General features: G+C 62.9%; 15 protein-coding genes. 10 read left to right on the top strand and 5 right to left on the bottom strand.

From position 1 onward, the window contains the following. Positions 1–58: 58 nt before the first annotated feature. Entirely contained in the window at positions 59–1,087 is a 1,029-nt protein-coding gene (locus tag K3165_RS08825) for a LacI family DNA-binding transcriptional regulator (protein ID WP_221548532.1), read from the bottom strand. Positions 1,088–1,201: 114 nt separating this feature from the next. Here K3165_RS08825 and K3165_RS08820 point away from each other — a divergent pair, with 114 nt between their 5' ends. The 7 genes from K3165_RS08820 to K3165_RS08790 all read left to right on the top strand — a co-directional run bounded on the left by K3165_RS08820 (position 1,202) and on the right by K3165_RS08790 (position 10,747). Then, entirely contained in the window at positions 1,202–1,507 is a 306-nt protein-coding gene (locus K3165_RS08820; protein WP_221548531.1) for a PilZ domain-containing protein, read from the top strand. Positions 1,508–1,526: 19 nt separating this feature from the next. After that, positions 1,527–2,576: a glycosyltransferase gene (locus tag K3165_RS08815; protein WP_221548530.1), complete on the top strand. Its 1,050-nt coding sequence runs from the start codon at positions 1,527–1,529 to the stop codon at positions 2,574–2,576. Next, entirely contained in the window at positions 2,573–3,946 is a 1,374-nt protein-coding gene (locus K3165_RS08810) for a polysaccharide biosynthesis protein (RefSeq protein ID WP_221548529.1), read from the top strand. The genes K3165_RS08815 and K3165_RS08810 overlap by 4 nt, the downstream gene beginning before the upstream one ends. Positions 3,947–3,989: 43 nt before the next feature. After that, entirely contained in the window at positions 3,990–5,387 is a 1,398-nt protein-coding gene (locus K3165_RS08805) for a hypothetical protein (RefSeq protein ID WP_221548528.1), read from the top strand. 69 nt (positions 5,388–5,456) lie between these two features. Then, on the top strand, positions 5,457–6,974 hold the full coding sequence (locus tag K3165_RS08800; RefSeq protein WP_221548527.1) for a flavin-containing monooxygenase: 1,518 nt from the start codon (positions 5,457–5,459) through the stop codon (positions 6,972–6,974). A gap of 33 nt (positions 6,975–7,007) precedes the next feature. Then, entirely contained in the window at positions 7,008–7,763 is a 756-nt protein-coding gene (locus tag K3165_RS08795; RefSeq protein ID WP_221548526.1) for a competence/damage-inducible protein A, read from the top strand. Positions 7,764–7,807: 44 nt separating this feature from the next. After that, positions 7,808–10,747 (top strand): DUF2339 domain-containing protein, encoded by a 2,940-nt coding sequence (locus K3165_RS08790; RefSeq protein ID WP_221548525.1) that lies wholly within the window; start codon positions 7,808–7,810, stop codon positions 10,745–10,747. Between the two features lie 108 nt (positions 10,748–10,855). Here K3165_RS08790 and rplA read toward each other — a convergent pair whose 3' ends face one another. Both rplA and rplK read right to left on the bottom strand, forming a co-directional pair. Continuing rightward, on the bottom strand, positions 10,856–11,548 hold the full coding sequence (gene rplA / locus K3165_RS08785) for a 50S ribosomal protein L1 (protein ID WP_221548524.1): 693 nt from the start codon (positions 11,546–11,548) through the stop codon (positions 10,856–10,858). Between the two features lie 4 nt (positions 11,549–11,552). Then, positions 11,553–11,984 (bottom strand): 50S ribosomal protein L11, encoded by a 432-nt coding sequence (gene rplK / locus K3165_RS08780; RefSeq protein WP_221548523.1) that lies wholly within the window; start codon positions 11,982–11,984, stop codon positions 11,553–11,555. A 449-nt stretch (positions 11,985–12,433) separates the two neighbouring features. Between rplK and K3165_RS08775 the strand changes: the two genes are divergently transcribed. Together K3165_RS08775 and K3165_RS08770 are read left to right on the top strand one after the other, a co-directional pair. Then, the gene (locus K3165_RS08775) at positions 12,434–13,135 is read left to right on the top strand and encodes a PspA/IM30 family protein (RefSeq protein WP_221548522.1); all 702 of its coding nucleotides are present in this window, start codon (positions 12,434–12,436) and stop codon (positions 13,133–13,135) included. Positions 13,136–13,215: 80 nt separating this feature from the next. Beyond that, positions 13,216–13,974 carry a CPBP family intramembrane glutamic endopeptidase gene (locus tag K3165_RS08770; protein ID WP_221548521.1) on the top strand — a complete coding sequence of 253 codons (759 nt, stop codon included), beginning with the start codon at positions 13,216–13,218 and terminating at the stop codon, positions 13,972–13,974. 92 nt (positions 13,975–14,066) lie between these two features. Here the strand turns inward: K3165_RS08770 and nusG are convergent, their stop codons facing one another. Next, positions 14,067–14,603: a transcription termination/antitermination protein NusG gene (gene nusG, locus K3165_RS08765; protein WP_221430388.1), complete on the bottom strand. Its 537-nt coding sequence runs from the start codon at positions 14,601–14,603 to the stop codon at positions 14,067–14,069. Positions 14,604–14,627: 24 nt separating this feature from the next. Continuing rightward, positions 14,628–14,861 carry a preprotein translocase subunit SecE gene (gene secE / locus K3165_RS08760; protein WP_221548520.1) on the bottom strand — a complete coding sequence of 78 codons (234 nt, stop codon included), beginning with the start codon at positions 14,859–14,861 and terminating at the stop codon, positions 14,628–14,630. A 241-nt stretch (positions 14,862–15,102) separates the two neighbouring features. Here secE and K3165_RS08755 point away from each other — a divergent pair, with 241 nt between their 5' ends. Beyond that, positions 15,103–16,626, top strand: a complete 1,524-nt coding sequence (locus K3165_RS08755; protein WP_221548519.1) for an alanine/glycine:cation symporter family protein — start codon at positions 15,103–15,105, stop codon at positions 16,624–16,626. Positions 16,627–16,720 lie beyond the last annotated feature (94 nt).

Raw genomic sequence — 16,720 nt, 5'->3', positions numbered from 1 at the left:
TGGGGGAGGCTTAGACGCGGCAGGAGGCGATTGGCAAACCGCCAATCGACGAAAGACTTCAGCGAGCGCTCGAACGCTCTACGAGCCGCACCGGAACGCGCCGCTCTGCCTGCTCCTCGCCGGCGGCAAGCGCGGTCTCCACCAGCAGGCGACCGGCTTCGGCAAAGTCCGGCTCCACCGTGGTGAGCGGCGGATTGCTGAACTCGCCCGATCCCAGCCCGTCGAAACCGACCACACCGACCTTGCCCGGTACATCGACGCCGCGCGTCGCAAATTCTTCCAGTGCGCCGAGCGCCATCGCGTCGCAGGCGAAGAACAGGCCGTCGAAGTTGGCACCCGTCTCGACCAGCTGCGCCGCGGCATTGCGGCCTTGCGAAACGCGGTCCTCGCCTTCCGACACGATCGGATCGCGCGCTTCGAGACCGGCTGCTGCGATAGCTTCCTGATACCCCTCGAACCGCTCGCGAAACTGCTTCTGCGAGGAGTTGGTATCGCCGACGAATACGATATTCTTCGCGCCGCTGGCGATCAGGCGCTCGACCGCGATACGCCCGCCATCGCGATTGTCCGAACGCACCCAGACCGCATCGTCGAACGGCGAGCCCCAGAAGGCGATTGCCTTGCTCGATCGGGCCACCTCGCGGAAATAGTCCCAGGCAGGGCCATTCGTCGCCGTGCCGATGACGACGACCCCGTCCGCCTGGCGGCGTCCGACATAATGGCCGAAAAGTTCGTCTTCCTTCGCCTGGAAGGACACGAGCGCTTCATAGCCGCGCTCTGCAGCGGCCGCGCAGGTGCTGCCGAGAAGGCTGTAGTAGAAAGGATTGATCGCAGCCGGGCCCTGCCCCTCGCGCCCGATCACGACGATGGCGATGGTGCCGGTTTCGCCCTTGCGCAAGCCCGCTGCACGCATGTTGACGTGATAGCCCAGTTCGGCCGCAGCCTGTTCGACGCGGCGGCGGGTTGCCTCGGTGATCGTTTCGGATCCGGACAGCGCACGACTGACCGTCGACTGGCTGACACCGGCACGTTCGGCGACATCGATGGAAGTTACCCGATGCGGGCGCTCGTTTGCGTCTTTTGTCATTTTCGCTGCAATCTCCCGGCTCGGCCCTAACCCAAGCCAAACAAGAATGCGAGAGGCCTTGCGCACTGTGGTTCCTCATGGAAAAAGGCGACTGCAGCACGAAGGTGGGGGTCCATGGAAAATCGTCGTAGCGAACGGCATGAAGTGAAGGTCGCAGGCGCCTGGCGCCAGCGGAACAATTACTCGCGCGATGTCTGGATCAAGGACATTTCGGAAAGCGGTTGCCGCTTCCATGACCGTTTCTCGATCCTCGAAGTCGACAAGGATATCCTCGTCCGGATCGGCAAGATCGGGCCCATCCCCGCCACGGTTCGCTGGCGTGAAGGGCACATCGTGGGAGCCTCCTTCGAGAAAACCCTTCATCCCGGGGTGCTCGACCACATCGTGAAGTTCATGTCCGAAAAGGGCGATGACGAATAATCGTCCGCTCTGACACGCCATGAGCGGCTTTACAGTTTCGCAGGGCACGAAGGAGCTGGGATCCAAGGTCCCGGTCCGCTTCGTGCACAACGACAGGTTCGGCGCGCGCGAGGCGATCGCGTCGGAAGATTTCGAGGCCCTGCTGCTGCAGCGGCCCGACATCATGAGCTCCTTCGCGGAAAATGGCGACCTGTGCTGGACAGTGCAAACATGGTGCCGGCTCCGCGATGCCGGATTCGGCGGAATAGAAATTGCCACGGAACCCGCCGAGGGTCGGATAAATATCGCCAAGGCGAAGACACTCAGCAGGTCGGGACCGGGCAAGGGACTATTCCAGGTTTCGATCCAGGCCGACTACCCGCGCGTGCTTTGGGCGCAGTTCCATATCCAGCAGAATGCCGACCTCCTGTGCGACGATGCAGCACTGCAATATCTCTGGCCGCAGGCAGGCATCATTCCTCGCGACCCGACCCGTGAGGGCGTGAAACGGATCGGCTTTCTCGGCAATGTCGAAGGAAATCTCGCGGCCAGTGAGGACGAGTGGCGGGAGCTCATGGCGCAGCGCGGTCTCGAGTTCGTCGCCCGCCCGCCCGAGCTCTGGCACGACTTTTCCGATATCGACATCGCGATCGGCTTGCGCAGCTTCGGCAATTCGCGCCATTCGCGCAAACCCGCCAACAAGATGATCAACGCCTGGTTTGCGGGCGTGCCCTTCATTGGCGGGGCCGATTCCGCTTTCGCGCAGGTCGGCACTGCGGGGATCGACCACTTGCTTGCCACCAATCGGCAGGAATTGCTGATGCAGGTCGAGCGACTGCGCAGCGACGCGTTTCTATACCAGTCGATCGCAAGCGCCGGACACCAGAAGGCCGAAGCCTTCGCGCCCGACAGGCTGGTCGAGCAATGGGTCAGCCTGCTCGAAGGGTCGATATCGGCGCGCTACAAGCAATGGGCCGCGCATCCGCGCCGCGAGCGCAATCGCACGCTCGCATACGGGGCCGCGCAATCGGCCGTCGAAGCTGCCAAGGCCGTTGGCCGGAAACTGCTGGGCCGCGGATACGAAGAATGAGCGATCGCCGCCGCATCCTGCGCGGGGTTGCCGCAAATCTCGCTTCGATCGCCACCCGCATTCTCGTCCAGTTCGCGACGCTCCCGATCTTCTTTGCCAGCTGGAGCGCGGAGCGTGTCGGGACATGGCTGATCGTTTTTTCGGTCCCCGCCTACATCGCGCTTGTCGGAACGGGTTTCGCAGGTGCCGGAGGCGCTGCTGCACTGGCCGCCGCCCGCGGCGGTGACATCGAGCGCTCGCGCAGCGATTTCCGCACCTCCTGGTCGATCGGAGCGGTGGCGACTGCCATGCTGGCGCTACTCTTCGCAGGAACGGCGATGTTCGCTGCACCGTCCTTCATCGATCCCGGCGATACGGTTGCGATCATGGATGTCGCTTCGGCCGCTGCATGGCTCGGTCTCTATATCTTCGCGACCAGCCAGATGGCGGTGTTCGACATCCCGTTCCGCGTGGCCGGACGCTATCCCGATCACATCTTCCTCTACAATGCGGCGAGCCTCGTCGAGATCGTGGTGATTGCCGCCGCTGTCACTTTTTCCGACAGCCTCGCCACGCTTGCAATGTGGCTCGCCCTCACCCGCTGCCTTGCCGCCGCAGTCATTTATCTCTCTGCCCGGAAAGCCAGCCCCGAATTGTTCGACGGTCCGCGCAAACCGGCGCGCGAAAGCCTGGCCGAGATATGGAAGCCCTCGCTTGCTTTCATGCTGATGCCGCTGGTCTTCGGCATCAATTTGCAGGGCTATGTCCTCGTGGTCGGAGCGGGCTTCGGGGCTGTCGTCCTCGCAGGCTTCGTCGCAACCCGGACGCTGACCCGCCTGCTCGATTTGTTCACCAACATGTCCTACGCGATGCAGTATTACGAGAGCGGCTATCTGGAAGGCGACCGGCGAGACCTTCAGCGCCGCTTGCTCGCGACCATGACCCTCGTATCGCTTGTCGTCTCCGTAATGTTCGGCAGCGCCCTGCTGGTTGCGGGCGCATGGCTGCAGGACCTCTACACGCTGGGCCAGACCGCATTTAACCCCGCTGTCGCCGTGATCCTGATCGTGGCCGCCACCTTGCGCGCCTTGTCGGCAGCTCCTGTCGCCGTGCTTGCAGCCGACAATCGCCATGCACGCCTGATCGGCATTTACCTCACCGGCTCCATTGCCGCACTACTGTTGGGTGTCGCGCTTCTGGCCGTGGGTGTGCCCCTTCATATCCTCGTCCTGCCGCTCGTCATCGCAGAGGCCAGCCAGTTCATCCCGGCTCTCGCGAGGGCGCTCAAGACGCTGGAGTGGAGCTTTGCCGATTACTGCGCGCAGGTGGTTTCCCGCGAACGGGCGGAGGATGTGCGCAATCTGATCGGCCTTCTCAGGGCCAAGCCATGACGGGCCTGTTTTCTCGCCTTCCGCGGCGCTAGAAGCTTCGCCAGTGTACGACTTCCTGCTCCTCGCCTCGGTCATCGTCTTTCTGGCGACAGTGACCGCATACATGCGGCACACGGCAGCAGCGCTGGCGCACCCGGCCAGCTTCTATCTTGTCTTCCACGGCTTCATCTTCGTTTTCCGGCCGCTGATCGCGCGCTGGTACGATTTCGACTTCGTCTATCGTCTGTACGATTTCCAGCCGTCGATGTCCGACAAGATCACGGTGATCCTTGGCGCGAACCTGGGCATGCTGGTGTTCGTCGCGCTGACCCTCGGCATCGGCTCGAGAGGACCCGAAGCACAACCGCGTGAGGCTTACGACAGGATGCGCGTGGTGGTGTTCAAGCCGTTCCTCGCTGCGATAGCGCTGCTCACCCCGGTCGCCGCCTATTCGCAGATCGGCAACTGGGTCCTGCGCGTGAACAATTTCGAAACCATGGTCCGCGATGCGGCAACCGGGAACATGGTCAATATACAGGGCAATGGCTGGTTCACCGATGCAGCGCTGATGATGGCGCCAATGGCTGTGATGACGGTCTGGCTGTCGCGCTATCGCTGGTGGGGCTGGGCCTATTTCGCCGGCTTTGCATTCCTGCAGGCAGGAACGGGAACACGCCACGCGATCATCTACGCGACCGCTGCGGTCGCCATCTGCTGGCTGCTGGAAAAGGGGCGCAAGTGGTTCGACTGGCGGGCGGTTGCGCTGGCGCTGGTCGCCGCCGTTGCCTTCAACCAGATCGTGATCGATCGCGGAGGCGCGGTTCGCGCGATAGTGGCCGAGGATCTCGGAGACGGATACATCGACGAACAGACGCTCGATCCGCTCGAGCACATGGATTTCGCCAGCCTCGAGTACTTCGAATACCTCGTCTATGCAGTGCCCCAGCGCACCGGCACTTACGATTATTTCGCCCATGTGCTGCAGATTTTCACCGAGCCTGTCCCGCGCGCAATCTGGGAAGACAAGCCTGTCGGGTCGCCCGTCCAGCACTTCTCGCTATGGGACTATGGGCGCCCCATCGGCATGACCGCCTCCATGCCGGGAATCGGCTGGATGAGTCTCGGCTATCCGGGCATCGTGATCCAGGCTTCGATCTTCGCGCTGATCTTCGGAGGGATCTACCGGCTGCTGCTGATGCGTCGGGGTGGCCCGCTCGCAAGGCTGGCCTATGCGCTTGCCATCGCCATGACAGTGCTGGGATTCCGCGACGGCACCTTGCTGACCCTGCTGCGGACCCTGCCCTTCTATTTCGGCCCGCTCTTGCTCGCCTTGTTGTTCGTGCGAATCTCGCGGCCGGCCGGCATCCCGGACGTCATGCTCGCGCAAGAGGCAAACACGCCCCGCTTCCTCGAACAGACCCCAGCGGAAAGGCGCCGCTCGCTCGCCGCGAAAGCACCCTGAACCGCAGGATAGGTTGCACCGCGCAACTTACACTTCCCCTCGCGGTCCGCTTGGGGTAGTCTGGTTCTCATGGGAGAGAGACCAACGAGCAACCGCGCCACCGATTTCGATGTGCTGATCGTGGGTGCCGGCATTTCCGGCATCGGCATGGCAGCGCACATGCGGGAGAAGGCGCCCGATCACAGTTTCGCGATCGTCGAACGGCGCGAAAACCTTGGCGGCACATGGGATCTGTTCCGATATCCCGGCATCCGTTCGGACAGCGACATGCACACGCTGGGCTTCGATTTCGAACCGTGGAAGCACGAGAAATCGATCGCCGACGGCCCTGCCATCCTCGAATATCTCGACCGAATCGTCGATGAGCGCGATATCCGCCGCCACATCCGCTTCGGCCACAAGGTCATTTCGGCCGACTGGCGCGGGGCAGACGCGCGCTGGCACGTTACGCTCGAAACCGACGATGGCGAGCGCAAGATGCTCACCGCCAACTGGCTCTATCTCGGCTCGGGCTATTACGATTACGACGAGCCCTATGATCCGGGCTTCGATTTCGGCGAATTCAGCGGGCAGGTGATCCACCCGCAATTCTGGCCGAAGGACCTCGATTACACCGGCAAGAATGTCGTCGTGATCGGCTCGGGCGCAACGGCCGTCACGATCGTCCCCTCGATGGCGGACAAGGCGGCCAAGGTCACGATGCTCCAGCGCACGCCGACATGGATGTTCTCGCGTCCGGCGAAGGACGGACTGGCCAACTTCCTGCGCAAGATCCTGCCCGAGAAGCTCGCCTATCGCATCACCCGGTTCAAGAACATCAAGCTGCAGGACATCAGCTTCAAGCGGGCACGCACCCGCCCCGAGAAGGTGAAGCAGTTCCTGCACAAGAAGATCAGCAAGATCATGGGAGAGGACTTCGACCTCACTCCCTTCACCCCGCCCTATGACCCTTGGGACCAGCGTCTGTGCCTCGTGCCGGACGACGACCTCTTCGAGGCGATCAAGCACGGCAAGGCCGAGGTCGTGACCGGCCATATCAAGGCGTTCGAAAAGGGCGGCGTGCGTCTCACCGACGACACGTTCCTGCCTGCCGACATCGTCGTCACCGCGACCGGGCTCAAGCTTGCCGTGGCAGGCAAGATCCAGCTGTCGCAGGAAGGCCAGCCGGTCGATCTGGCGGACCGCTTCTATTACAAGGGCTGCATGTTCTCGAACCTGCCCAACCTTGCGGTGGTGTTCGGTTATCTCAACGCCAGCTGGACGCTGCGCGCCGACATCAATTCGGACTACGTCTGCCGTGTGCTGAACGAGATGAAGGCAAAGGGCGCCGATGTCGCCGTACCCGTCCTGCCCGAGAACCACACGCTGGAGGAGGACGATATTTTCGACTTCTCTTCCGGCTACATCCAGCGTTCCAAGCACATCATGCCCAAGAACGCGGTCAATTATCCGTGGCGGCTCAATCAGGAATATGTGCTCGATCGCAAGCGGATGAGCACCGACCCGGTCGATGACGGAATCCTGTCGCTGCACCGCAAGGGCGCCAATGCACGCGGTGCGGAAGAAGAACTCGAAGCAGCAGAGTAGCTTTCCGCCGCCAGCCGCATTACGAGTTCCGGCATGACTGATCGCATCTATACTGCGGGCCTCGTCGTCATCGGCGACGAGATCCTCTCGGGCCGCACCCACGACAAGAACATCGCGCAGGTCGCCAGCTGGCTTCAGGTCCAGGGCATTCGCCTGTCCGAGGTGCGCATCGTACCCGATGTGATCGAGCGGATCGTCGAAGCCGTGAACGCGCTGCGCGAAGGCTACGACTACCTCTTCACCACCGGCGGGATCGGCCCGACGCATGACGACATCACCGTCGATGCCGTGTCGCAGGCGCTCGGCGTGCCGGTCATCATCCATCCCGAAGCGCGCGCGATCCTCGAGAAATATTATGCCGACAAGGGTGGCCTTACCGAAGGGCGCCTGCGCATGGCGCGCGTACCCGACGGTGCGGAACTGATCCCCAATCGCATGTCCGGCGCGCCGGGCATCCGGATCGGCAATGTCCACCTGATGGCAGGCGTACCCCACATCACGGCGGGAATGCTCGATGCGCTCACCGGCAGCCTCGAAGGCGGCGCTCCGCTCATTTCGGAGACGGTCGGCGGATTCATTCCAGAAAGCGAAGTCTCCATCCTGCTTCGCGACGTCGAAAACGCCTACGAGAACTGCCAGATCGGCAGCTATCCCTTCTTTCGAGACGGGCGCGTGGGCTCTAACTTCGTCGTACGCTCCACCAACCGGGCCGATCTCGACAAGTGCCTGAAGACGTTGTGCGAAGGGCTTGCCGAAGCAGGCTTCGATTTTACCCACGGCGGAATCTGAGAGCGGCTTGCGCTGGACGCGAAGCGCGCTAGCCTTTCCGCATAATGCTCTGGATCCTGGTCCTCGGCCTCATGGCGGCCTGCGCTGCGCTGTTCCAGCGCCTCTACAAGGCCGAGCTGCGCCTTGAAGAACTCGAACTGCGCCAGTCGCATACAGATGCCCGCCTTATGGATCTGGCGCTGCGCGGTGTAGAACCGCCTGCCGATACACAGGTCGCTGTCGCAGAGCCGGGCATGGCTGACGAAGCGGAAGACGAGCCGGAATTCGCAGTCGAAGTCGAACCGCCTGCCTCGAGTGTTACGCTTTCGACCCGCTCGGACGAGCCGGAAGAGCTTGAAGCTGTCACCCGCGAGGCGGCATTCGAACAAGAAGACGAGAAGATCGTCGAACCCGCTGACTTTGCGCCTCGCGGTTTCGATTTCGAAGAGATCTTCGGCCGCCGCCTCCCGATCTGGGTCGGCGGGATCACGCTTGCAGTCGCCGGAATACTGGGCGTGCGCTACTCGATCGAGGAAGGGCTCCTTACCCCGCCCGTTCGGGTAGCACTCGCCTTCCTGTTCGGCGTCGTCCTCCTCGCTGGCGCGGAGGCGGCCTATCGCTTCCGGGAGCGCGTGGGCGACGACCGTGTGCGACAGGCATTGTCGGGTGCCGGTCTCTCCACGCTCTACGCAGGTTTCTACCTCGCCGGAACGCAATACGGGCTGATCGGGCAGACCTTTGCCTTTCTCGGCCTTGCCACGGTCACCGCACTGGCGATCTTCGTGTCCTTCCGCTTCGGCTTGCCCAGCGCAATTCTCGGCCTGATCGGAGGCTTCATGGCCCCGCTGCTGGTCGGTGGGGACGAGGCAAACCTCCCGCTGCTCTCGCTCTATCTTGCGCTTGTCACGAGCGGGCTGACCTACACCGGCAACCGGCAGGGCCGCCCTTGGCTGGGCCTTGCCGCCCTCGTCGCAGGCCTTGGCTGGGGCTTCCTCCTCCTGATGGATGGCGGGATGAACTCTGCGGATGTCGCGGCCGTCGGCGTCTATGGAATCGTACTTGGCGCGATCCTGCCGACCATGCTGGTGTCAAAGGTTCACGAGAACCCGGCGCGGCTGATCTCGGCGGGAGTGGCGAGTATCCAGCTCGCAATTCTCGTGGAATCGGCGGGCTTCGGGCTGCTGGCATGGGGGCTCTATCTCCTGCTCGGTGCCGCACTTGCCTTCTTTGCGTGGGAGCGGCCCGAGATGCGGGTCGGCAATGTCATGGCGGGGATCATCGCGGTGATCCTGCTCGTGCTGTGGCCTGAGTTCGGCACCTTCGAGTTCTCGCTTGTCGCAGCTGCCATCGTGCTGCTGTTTGCAGGCGTCCCGCTCTTCCACCTGCATCACGACCGCGACAGCCTCGTCGAACCGGCCATGGCGGCGGGCATTCCACTGGCAGTCGGCGTGGTCGTGCTGACCCAGTTCGACAGTCTCGCGACCGACACTCTTCAGTGGCCCGAGGCACTGGGCCTCATCGCGCTCGCCGCTTTCCCGCTTTACGCCGCAAGGCTGCTTTGGAGCGAGACGCGCCCGTTCGAGACCGTCGCGGCGCTCGCATCGGGGGCAATCCTCACCTTCCTTGCCGCGCTATGCATCTTCCCCGACTGGATGACGCCGCTTGCCGCTGCGGCAATCACGCTCGGCCTTATCGCAACCATGCGAACTCGCCTCGACGCGAGCCATGTCTATGGCGCGCTCGCGATCCTCTTTGCTGTTGCGACGGCCATCAGCCTCGTGCCGAGCGATGGGGGCTTCCGCGAAGTCGAACGCCTTTTCATTGGTAGCGGCGTCCCGGATTTCAGCGCGGCACTACGCTGGTTCTCTGCGGCAGCGGTCTTCGCCGCTCTGGCGATCGTCGACCCGGCCGAAAAGCGTCGCCACGCGGCCGAGTTTATCTCCGCGCTGCTTGGCTTTGCGACCTTCGCCCAGCTTATCCCGCCGATAGCCCTCGTCTGGCTGGCGCTGGCCGCGATCCTCGCCATGCGCTGGCGCCTGCCGGCGCGCGAAATGGCGATGGTTGCGCTGTCGATCTGCATCGCGCTCTGGGCGCTCGATCCGCTGTTCTTCTGGCTGGAGAACGGGCTGGAAGCCCTTGCCGGCAAACCGATGATGCTCGCCGACTTGCCGAGCGTCCGCGAAACTGCCGGCTTCCTCCTGCCCCTCGCAATCGCAATGGGCGCGATCCCCCTCGTGGTACGCCTCGCGGGCGACCGCGCCGTGGCCCTCTGGCCTGCGGCTGTTCCTGTCGCGGTCGTGACGCTGCACGTATTCTTCAAGCAGGTCTTCGCGATCGACAGCATGACCGACTTCCGCGATGTCGGCCTCGCCGAGCGGACTGCTTGGCAGGCACTGTTGCTCGGCGCGGCTTGGTTCGCGGCGAGAGGCGTTGTCGGGATCGGAGCGAACATCCGGACAGCTTCGATGCTAGCCAGCCTAGCACTCGCCCACTTCGCCTGGTTCGGGCTGTTGCTGCACAACCCGCTGTATGATGCACAGGCCGTCGGTCCTGCGCCGCTGGCCAATCTGGCCCTGCTGTCGGGAGCCGTCGGGATCGGCGTGCTGGTCTCGCTCCGCATCTGGATGCCTCGCTTCCGCGTGGCATTCGACGGGGCGATCATGCTGGTCGCGCTGCTGACGGCGATTACCCTGCTGCGTCAGGTCTTTGCCGGCTCGATCCTGCCACCCGAACCGATGACGCAGGCAGAGGACCTGCTGCGCTCGCTCGTGGGGATCGTGATGGCGATCGTCTTCCTGCTGATCGGCAGCCGGCGCGAAGAGAGGACATGGCGGGTCGGTTCGCTGGTGCTGATGACCGCGACCGTGATCAAGGTATTCGCCTTCGATACGGCCGGCCTGGAAGGACTGATCCGCATCGCCAGTTTCGTGGCACTGGGCGCCAGCCTGATCGGGATCGGCTGGTTCTACTCGCGGCAGTTGAAGGCCACGCCTGCTGCACAATGAGAAAGGGCCGGAGGTTTCCCCCCGGCCCGTTTCTTGTCTGCGTTACCGCCTACCGGCTGCTTAAGCGAGAAGTGCGCTCAAGTAGCGAAGCGGTAGGCCGAAAAAAGCTTACGCGCCTTCGACTTCGCCGAGATCGACCTTGAGGCCCGGGCCCATCGTCGAGGTCAGCGTGACCTTGCGGACGTACTTGCCCTTGGCGCCCGAAGGCTTCGCCTTGACGATCGCGCTGGTGAGCGCGTCGAAGTTCGCCTTGAGGTCAGCATCCTTGAAGGACAGCTTGCCGATGCCGCTGTGGATGATGCCCTGCTTCTCAACGCGGAATTCGACCTGACCGCCCTTGGCGTCCTTCACGGCCTGTTCCACGTTCGGCGTGACGGTGCCGAGCTTCGGGTTCGGCATCAAGCCCTTGGGGCCGAGAACCTTACCGAGACGGCCGACGACACCCATCATGTCCGGGGTCGCGATCACGCGGTCGTAGTTGAGGTTGCCGTTCTGCATGTCTTCCATGAGATCTTCGGCACCGACCTTGTCGGCACCAGCTGCAGTGGCTTTTTCAGCGTTGTCGCCGCGAGCGAAGACGGCAACACGGACGTCCTTGCCGGTGCCGCCCGGAAGCGAAACCATGCCGCGGACCATCTGGTCCGCGTGGCGCGGATCGACGCCGAGGTTCATGGCGACTTCGACGGTCTCGTCGAACTTGCCCTTGTGCTCGCGCAGCGTGGCGAGAGCTTCGTCCACGGTGTAGAGCTTCTCGCTGTCGAGCTTGGCGACAACCTGCTGCTTCTTGGTCTGCTTGGCCATGTTCTTAGCCCTCCACCACTTCGAGGCCCATCGAGCGCGCGGAGCCTTCGATGATCTTCATTGCCTGGTCGATATCGTTCGCGTTGAGGTCAGCCATCTTGGCTTCCGCGATTTCCTTGACGGCGCTCTTCTTGATGGTGCCGGCCGAAACCTTGCCCGGCTCCTTCGAGCCCGACTTAAGCTTGGCGGCCTTCTTCAGGTAGAACGAAGCAGGCGGGGTCTTGGTGGTGAAGCTGAACGAACGGTCCGCGTACACCGTGATGGTGGTCGGGATCGGAGCGTTCTTTTCGAGGTCCTGCGTGGCAGCGTTGAACGCCTTGCAGAATTCCATGATGTTCACGCCGCGCTGACCCAGAGCCGGGCCGATGGGGGGCGAGGGGTTTGCAGTGCCCGCGGGCACCTGCAGCTTGATATAGCCTTCGATCTTCTTGGCCATCACTGGCCTCCTTTCACACTGTCGGCTGTCTCTTTCGATGCAGCCTCATGTTGAGCGGTCGAGCGGTTTGCATAGTGCAAGCCTCCCGCGTGGAATCCCGAACTGTCGCTTGGGAAGGCGCGCACATAGCGATTCTGCCCGCAAATGCAAGCGTTGGAGCACCCTGCTGGACGCGGGCTGGAAGTTCCCACTGGCGGTTCCTTAAGGAAGGAACACTTGGAACACGGTCCTGAAGCGAAAACCGCTCGGACGAAGGCCTCGATAGGGTCTTGGGCAAGGAACAACGATGCGCGCAGCGAAAGTCATTCGCGGGCGTTACGAAAGTCATCGAGAGTAGGAAATTCGGGCTATACCGCATTCGATGGTTAAAACTGCGCTATCTTTCCGGTCTCAAAGCCTTAATACATTGTCGTTAGGCAAGTATTTGACTGCAACAGGGGGACGCAAAGATGTTTCGCATCGCCATCCAGGTGAAAGAACTGATTTCCAGCAATGTGACGAGCGCGCTCGACGGCGCGTCGAACCCGGCCAAGATGCTGGCCCGGCTCCAGGCTGAAATCGAGGAGGCGCTAATCGGGCTTTCGGGCGAAATGTCCAAGGCTCGCCGCCAGAAGGACCGCCTCGAAGCGGAGCTGACGCAGGCCGAACTGCGCGAAGCCGACTGGGGCGACAAGGCCAAGATCGCGATGGACAATGGCCGCGAAGACCTCGCCCGCCAGGCGCTGATCGCCCGCGAAGATTGCCGCGGCGGTATCGACCGCCTCAAGCAGGACATCGACAAGCTCGGCGCTGACATGGCCGAAATGGAAGCGGCCGAACGCGAACTGGAAACCAAGCGTGAAGAGGTAAAGCAGCGCCTTTCCGACCAGCGCGCCTCCGACGGCAATGCCAGCGGCCGCGCATCGGGCGGCGGCTATGCAAGCCGCACCGAGCGCCGCATGGACCACATCGAGAACCTCGAAAAGCGCACCGCATTCGCGACCGAAGACAGCGCCGCGTGCCGCGGCAATGCGAGCGTCGAGCGCGAGATCGAAGAGATGCGCCGGGAGCGTACGGTAGAGGAAGAACTCGCCGCGATGCGCTCGGGTGGCTCGGCCAAGGCCAAAAAGGCGCCCGCAAAGAAGGGCGGAAAACGCGCCAAGGCATCGTGATCGCGAAGCCATGAGTTGATAGGGCGGTGCCGGGGAGGCGCCGCCCTTTTCATTTGCGAGCGCATATTGGGGGCAGGTTCATGACGTCCAGCGATCTGAAGAATACCGAAGAACAGGTCCCGTCCAGCGGCGGTGCAAGCCAGCTCGGCTGGGGACGCTTCGCGCTGCAGTTCTTCACTGTCGTAATCGCCTATTTCATGTCGGGCATCCCCGCCATCGCCATCTGGGGCGAATCCTCGACCGGCGCGGCTGTGTCGGTCGCGACAAGCATGGCAGGCGCCTTGTTCGTTTCGTGGCTATGGCTGCGGGCCGACGGGGCGCTGGGCGAGGCGTGGAACCTGCGCACACCGCAAAGCTGGCCCAAGACCCTTCTCTGGGCGGTTATCGCGACGATTTCGATCGTCGTCTGGTTTACCGTCGGCGCAATGCTGGTCGAGGCAGCAGGTTTCGGCCTGCCCGACGTCGAACAGGTGATCGGCTGGGCGACCGAGAGTCACTTCGCATTCCTGCTGTGGATCGTCCTGGTGGCGCTTTTCGCAGCCGGTCTCGGCGAGGAACTGCTGTGGCGCGGCTTCCTGATGGACCGACTGTTCCGCCTGCCGGGGCTGGCCGGGCAGATGTGGCCGGTCATCCTGATACAGGGCGCGCTGTTCGGCCTTCCGCATTTATACCAGGGCTTTGGCGGCGTGATCATCACCGGCGTCGTGGGTATCGGCTTCGGCTGGCTGCGGATGCGCTTCGGCGGCAATCTTTGGGCCTGCGTGTTGGCGCATATGGCGGTCGACGTGCTGATGCTCAGCCTCGCCTATTCCGAGAAGCTGGGCCTGATCGCTGCATAGGCGAAGCCCCGGTCAAATAGACACGCCACAAAGAAAAGGGGCGCCTCGCGGATTGCGGGGCGCCCCTTTTTCGTGGGTCCGGAAATCCGGTCTTACTTGACCAGTTCGACCTGTTCGAATTCCAGTTCGACCGGCGTTGCGCGGCCGAAGATCGAGACCGAGACCTTGACCTTCTGCTTGTCGAAATCGAGTTCCTCGACGAGGCCGTTGAAGCTGGCGAAGGGGCCGTCGAGCACCTTGACCTGGTCGCCGATTTCGTAATCGACCGAAACCTGCTTCTTCGGGGCCGACTTGGCTTCTTCCACACCGCCGAAATAGCGTGCGGCTTCCTTTTCGGAGATCGCCTGCGGCTTGTTGTTGTTGCCGAGGAAGCCGGTGACCTTGGGCGTGTTCTTCACGAGGTGGTAAACGTCGTCGGTCATGTTGAGCTTGGCGAGGACGTAGCCGGGCATGAACTTGCGTTCGACCTGGACCTTCTTGCCGCGCTTGACCTCGGTCACGGTCTCGGTCGGGACCTGAACTTCTTCGACGCCTTCGGACAGGCCCAGACGCTCGGCCTCGGCGATGATCGAATCGCGGACCTTGTTTTCGAAGCCCGAATAGGCGTGGATGATGTACCAGCGTGCCATAATGTTCTCGTTACCCCTGGAAAATCAGGCCAGCGTCATCAGCCAGCCGACCACGGCGCTGAAAAGCGAATCGACGCCGAGGAAGAAGAGCGAGAGAATCGTCATCATGATGAAGACGAAGATCGAGATGCGGATCGTTTCCTGGCGGGTCGGCCAGACGACCTTGCGTCCTTCGGTCTGGACCTGACGGACGAATTCGGCGGGCGACGTCTTGTTCGCCTTGGCTGCCTTGGGTGTCTTGTCGGGCGTTTCGGCCATGATCTGCTCGTGCTCTCGCGTTGAAACTTACGTCTCTTCCGGGATGGGGGTTTCGCCGCCCCGATACAAGGTCGGGAGGGGCTTTTCCTTCATCGATGTCGGAAGACGCAGAGGCATTTAGGCGGCACGCGCTCAAAAGGCAAGCGGTGGAGAGCCGCGTTTTTGCGCCTTTCCAAGCTGGCGCGACGTGGCTAGCTTGCGCGCTTTACCGAATACGGGACGTTTGAGGGGAATACCTAAAATGGCAAATGCCGCACCGCCAAGCTTTGGCGAACGGATGATCGAACCGGTCACCAACCTATCCGACTTCATCTGGGTAGGCACCTGGAACGGGGCGGAGGTCCTGCCTTTCCCGCCCATGACGATCATCCTCCTGGGCATCGGCCTGTGGATCATGGTCGGCCTGCGCTTCTACCCGATCGTCAAGCTGGGCGCGGCCTTCAAGGGCCTGTTCGCCGGACGCAAGAGCCAGGGCGATGGTGAAATCTCGCCCTTCGCAGCGCTTTCGACCGCACTTTCCGGACAGGTCGGCACGGGTAACCTCGCCGGTGTAGCCACCGCGATCGCGCTCGGCGGTCCGGGCGCGATTTTCTGGATGTGGATCACCGCGCTGTTCGGCATGGCTCTGGGCTTTGCCGAGGGTTCGCTCGCCATCCGCTATCGCGAACGCACCAGCGACGGTGTGCTGCGCGGCGGCCCGATGACCTACATCATGATGGGCCTGGGCAAGAAATGGACCTGGCTCGCCGTGGTCTTCTGCCTCGGTACGCTGTTCTCCGCGCTGGTGACGGGCAACTCGATCCAGGCGAACGCGGTGGCCGACGGCCTCAACGAACTCTTCGGTATCGAGGAATGGCTCGGCGGCCTGATCGTCGCGATCCTCGTGTTCATCGTCATCATCGGCGGCATCAAGTCGATCGGTAACGTCGCCGAAAAGGTCGTTCCGTTCATGGCTGGCGCCTACATCGTGATGGCCGTGATCGCGCTGATCCTGAACTTCGGGGACCTTGGCGAGACGTTTTATCTCATCTTCCACGGCGCGTTCAACTTCCAGAGCGCAACCGGCGGCTTCGTGGGCGCTGCGATGATCATGGCGATCCGGGCCGGTGTGGCCCGCGGCCTGTTCTCGAACGAGGCGGGGCAGGGTTCGACCGCGATCGCGCACGCGGTGGCGCAGACGAACGATCCGGAACAGCAGGGCCGCATGGCGATGCTGGGCACCTTCATCGACACCATCGTAATCTGCACCATGACGGCGCTGGTGATCCTGACGGTGCGTGGTGACTTCACTGCCGGCACCGAAGCGGTAGCGCATGCCTGGCAGTCCGACCGCGTCGGCTTCGAGATGACCAGCGGCGCCTTTGCCGCGGCCTTCCCGATGCAGATCGCCTCGATCCCGATCGGTACGCTGATCGCTTCGATTGCGCTGATCCTGTTCGTGTTCACCACGCTGCTGACGTGGAGCTACTATGGCGAGCGTGCGATCACCTTCCTCTATGACCGGATGAAGGGTTCGAACCGCGCAGGCGAAAAGAAGCTGCACATGGCGTGGCGCGTGCTGTGGTGCGTGGTCATCTTCCTTGGCGCCGCACAGCCGAGCGAGCTGGTCTGGCGCCTTGGCGACATCTCGAATGCTGCCATGGCGCTGCCGAACCTGCTGGCGCTCGCGCTGCTGTCGGGCGTGGTGTTCAAGCTCGCCCGCGGCGAGAAGGATGCAGGACCCACCCACACCGCCGACACGCCGGAGGAACCGGAGGAGTACTGACCTCCTCCGCCTCCAGCGACGGACAAAGATAAGGGGCCGGGAGTCTATGCGACTTCCGGCCCCTGCCCTTTTACGACTGAACCCTCAGCTTACC

It is taken from the genome of Qipengyuania xiamenensis, from assembly GCF_019711495.1.
Classification (GTDB): domain Bacteria; phylum Pseudomonadota; class Alphaproteobacteria; order Sphingomonadales; family Sphingomonadaceae; genus Qipengyuania; species Qipengyuania xiamenensis.
Note: the sequence above shows the minus strand (reverse complement) of the source record. Positions and strands in the feature narration are given on the sequence as shown.

What these genes read in the sequence shown, in the direction of transcription:
- K3165_RS08825 (WP_221548532.1), bottom strand. Translation starts at nt 1,087, where the DNA reads ATGACAAAAGACGCAAACGAGCGCCCGCATCGGGTAACTTCCATCGAT.
- K3165_RS08820 (WP_221548531.1), top strand. Translation starts at nt 1,202, where the DNA reads ATGGAAAATCGTCGTAGCGAACGGCATGAAGTGAAGGTCGCAGGCGCC.
- K3165_RS08815 (WP_221548530.1), top strand. Translation starts at nt 1,527, where the DNA reads ATGAGCGGCTTTACAGTTTCGCAGGGCACGAAGGAGCTGGGATCCAAG.
- K3165_RS08810 (WP_221548529.1), top strand. Translation starts at nt 2,573, where the DNA reads ATGAGCGATCGCCGCCGCATCCTGCGCGGGGTTGCCGCAAATCTCGCT.
- K3165_RS08800 (WP_221548527.1), top strand. Translation starts at nt 5,457, where the DNA reads ATGGGAGAGAGACCAACGAGCAACCGCGCCACCGATTTCGATGTGCTG.
- K3165_RS08795 (WP_221548526.1), top strand. Translation starts at nt 7,008, where the DNA reads ATGACTGATCGCATCTATACTGCGGGCCTCGTCGTCATCGGCGACGAG.
- K3165_RS08790 (WP_221548525.1), top strand. Translation starts at nt 7,808, where the DNA reads ATGCTCTGGATCCTGGTCCTCGGCCTCATGGCGGCCTGCGCTGCGCTG.
- rplA (WP_221548524.1), bottom strand. Translation starts at nt 11,548, where the DNA reads ATGGCCAAGCAGACCAAGAAGCAGCAGGTTGTCGCCAAGCTCGACAGC.
- rplK (WP_221548523.1), bottom strand. Translation starts at nt 11,984, where the DNA reads ATGGCCAAGAAGATCGAAGGCTATATCAAGCTGCAGGTGCCCGCGGGC.
- K3165_RS08775 (WP_221548522.1), top strand. Translation starts at nt 12,434, where the DNA reads ATGTTTCGCATCGCCATCCAGGTGAAAGAACTGATTTCCAGCAATGTG.
- K3165_RS08770 (WP_221548521.1), top strand. Translation starts at nt 13,216, where the DNA reads ATGACGTCCAGCGATCTGAAGAATACCGAAGAACAGGTCCCGTCCAGC.
- nusG (WP_221430388.1), bottom strand. Translation starts at nt 14,603, where the DNA reads ATGGCACGCTGGTACATCATCCACGCCTATTCGGGCTTCGAAAACAAG.
- secE (WP_221548520.1), bottom strand. Translation starts at nt 14,861, where the DNA reads ATGGCCGAAACGCCCGACAAGACACCCAAGGCAGCCAAGGCGAACAAG.
- K3165_RS08755 (WP_221548519.1), top strand. Translation starts at nt 15,103, where the DNA reads ATGGCAAATGCCGCACCGCCAAGCTTTGGCGAACGGATGATCGAACCG.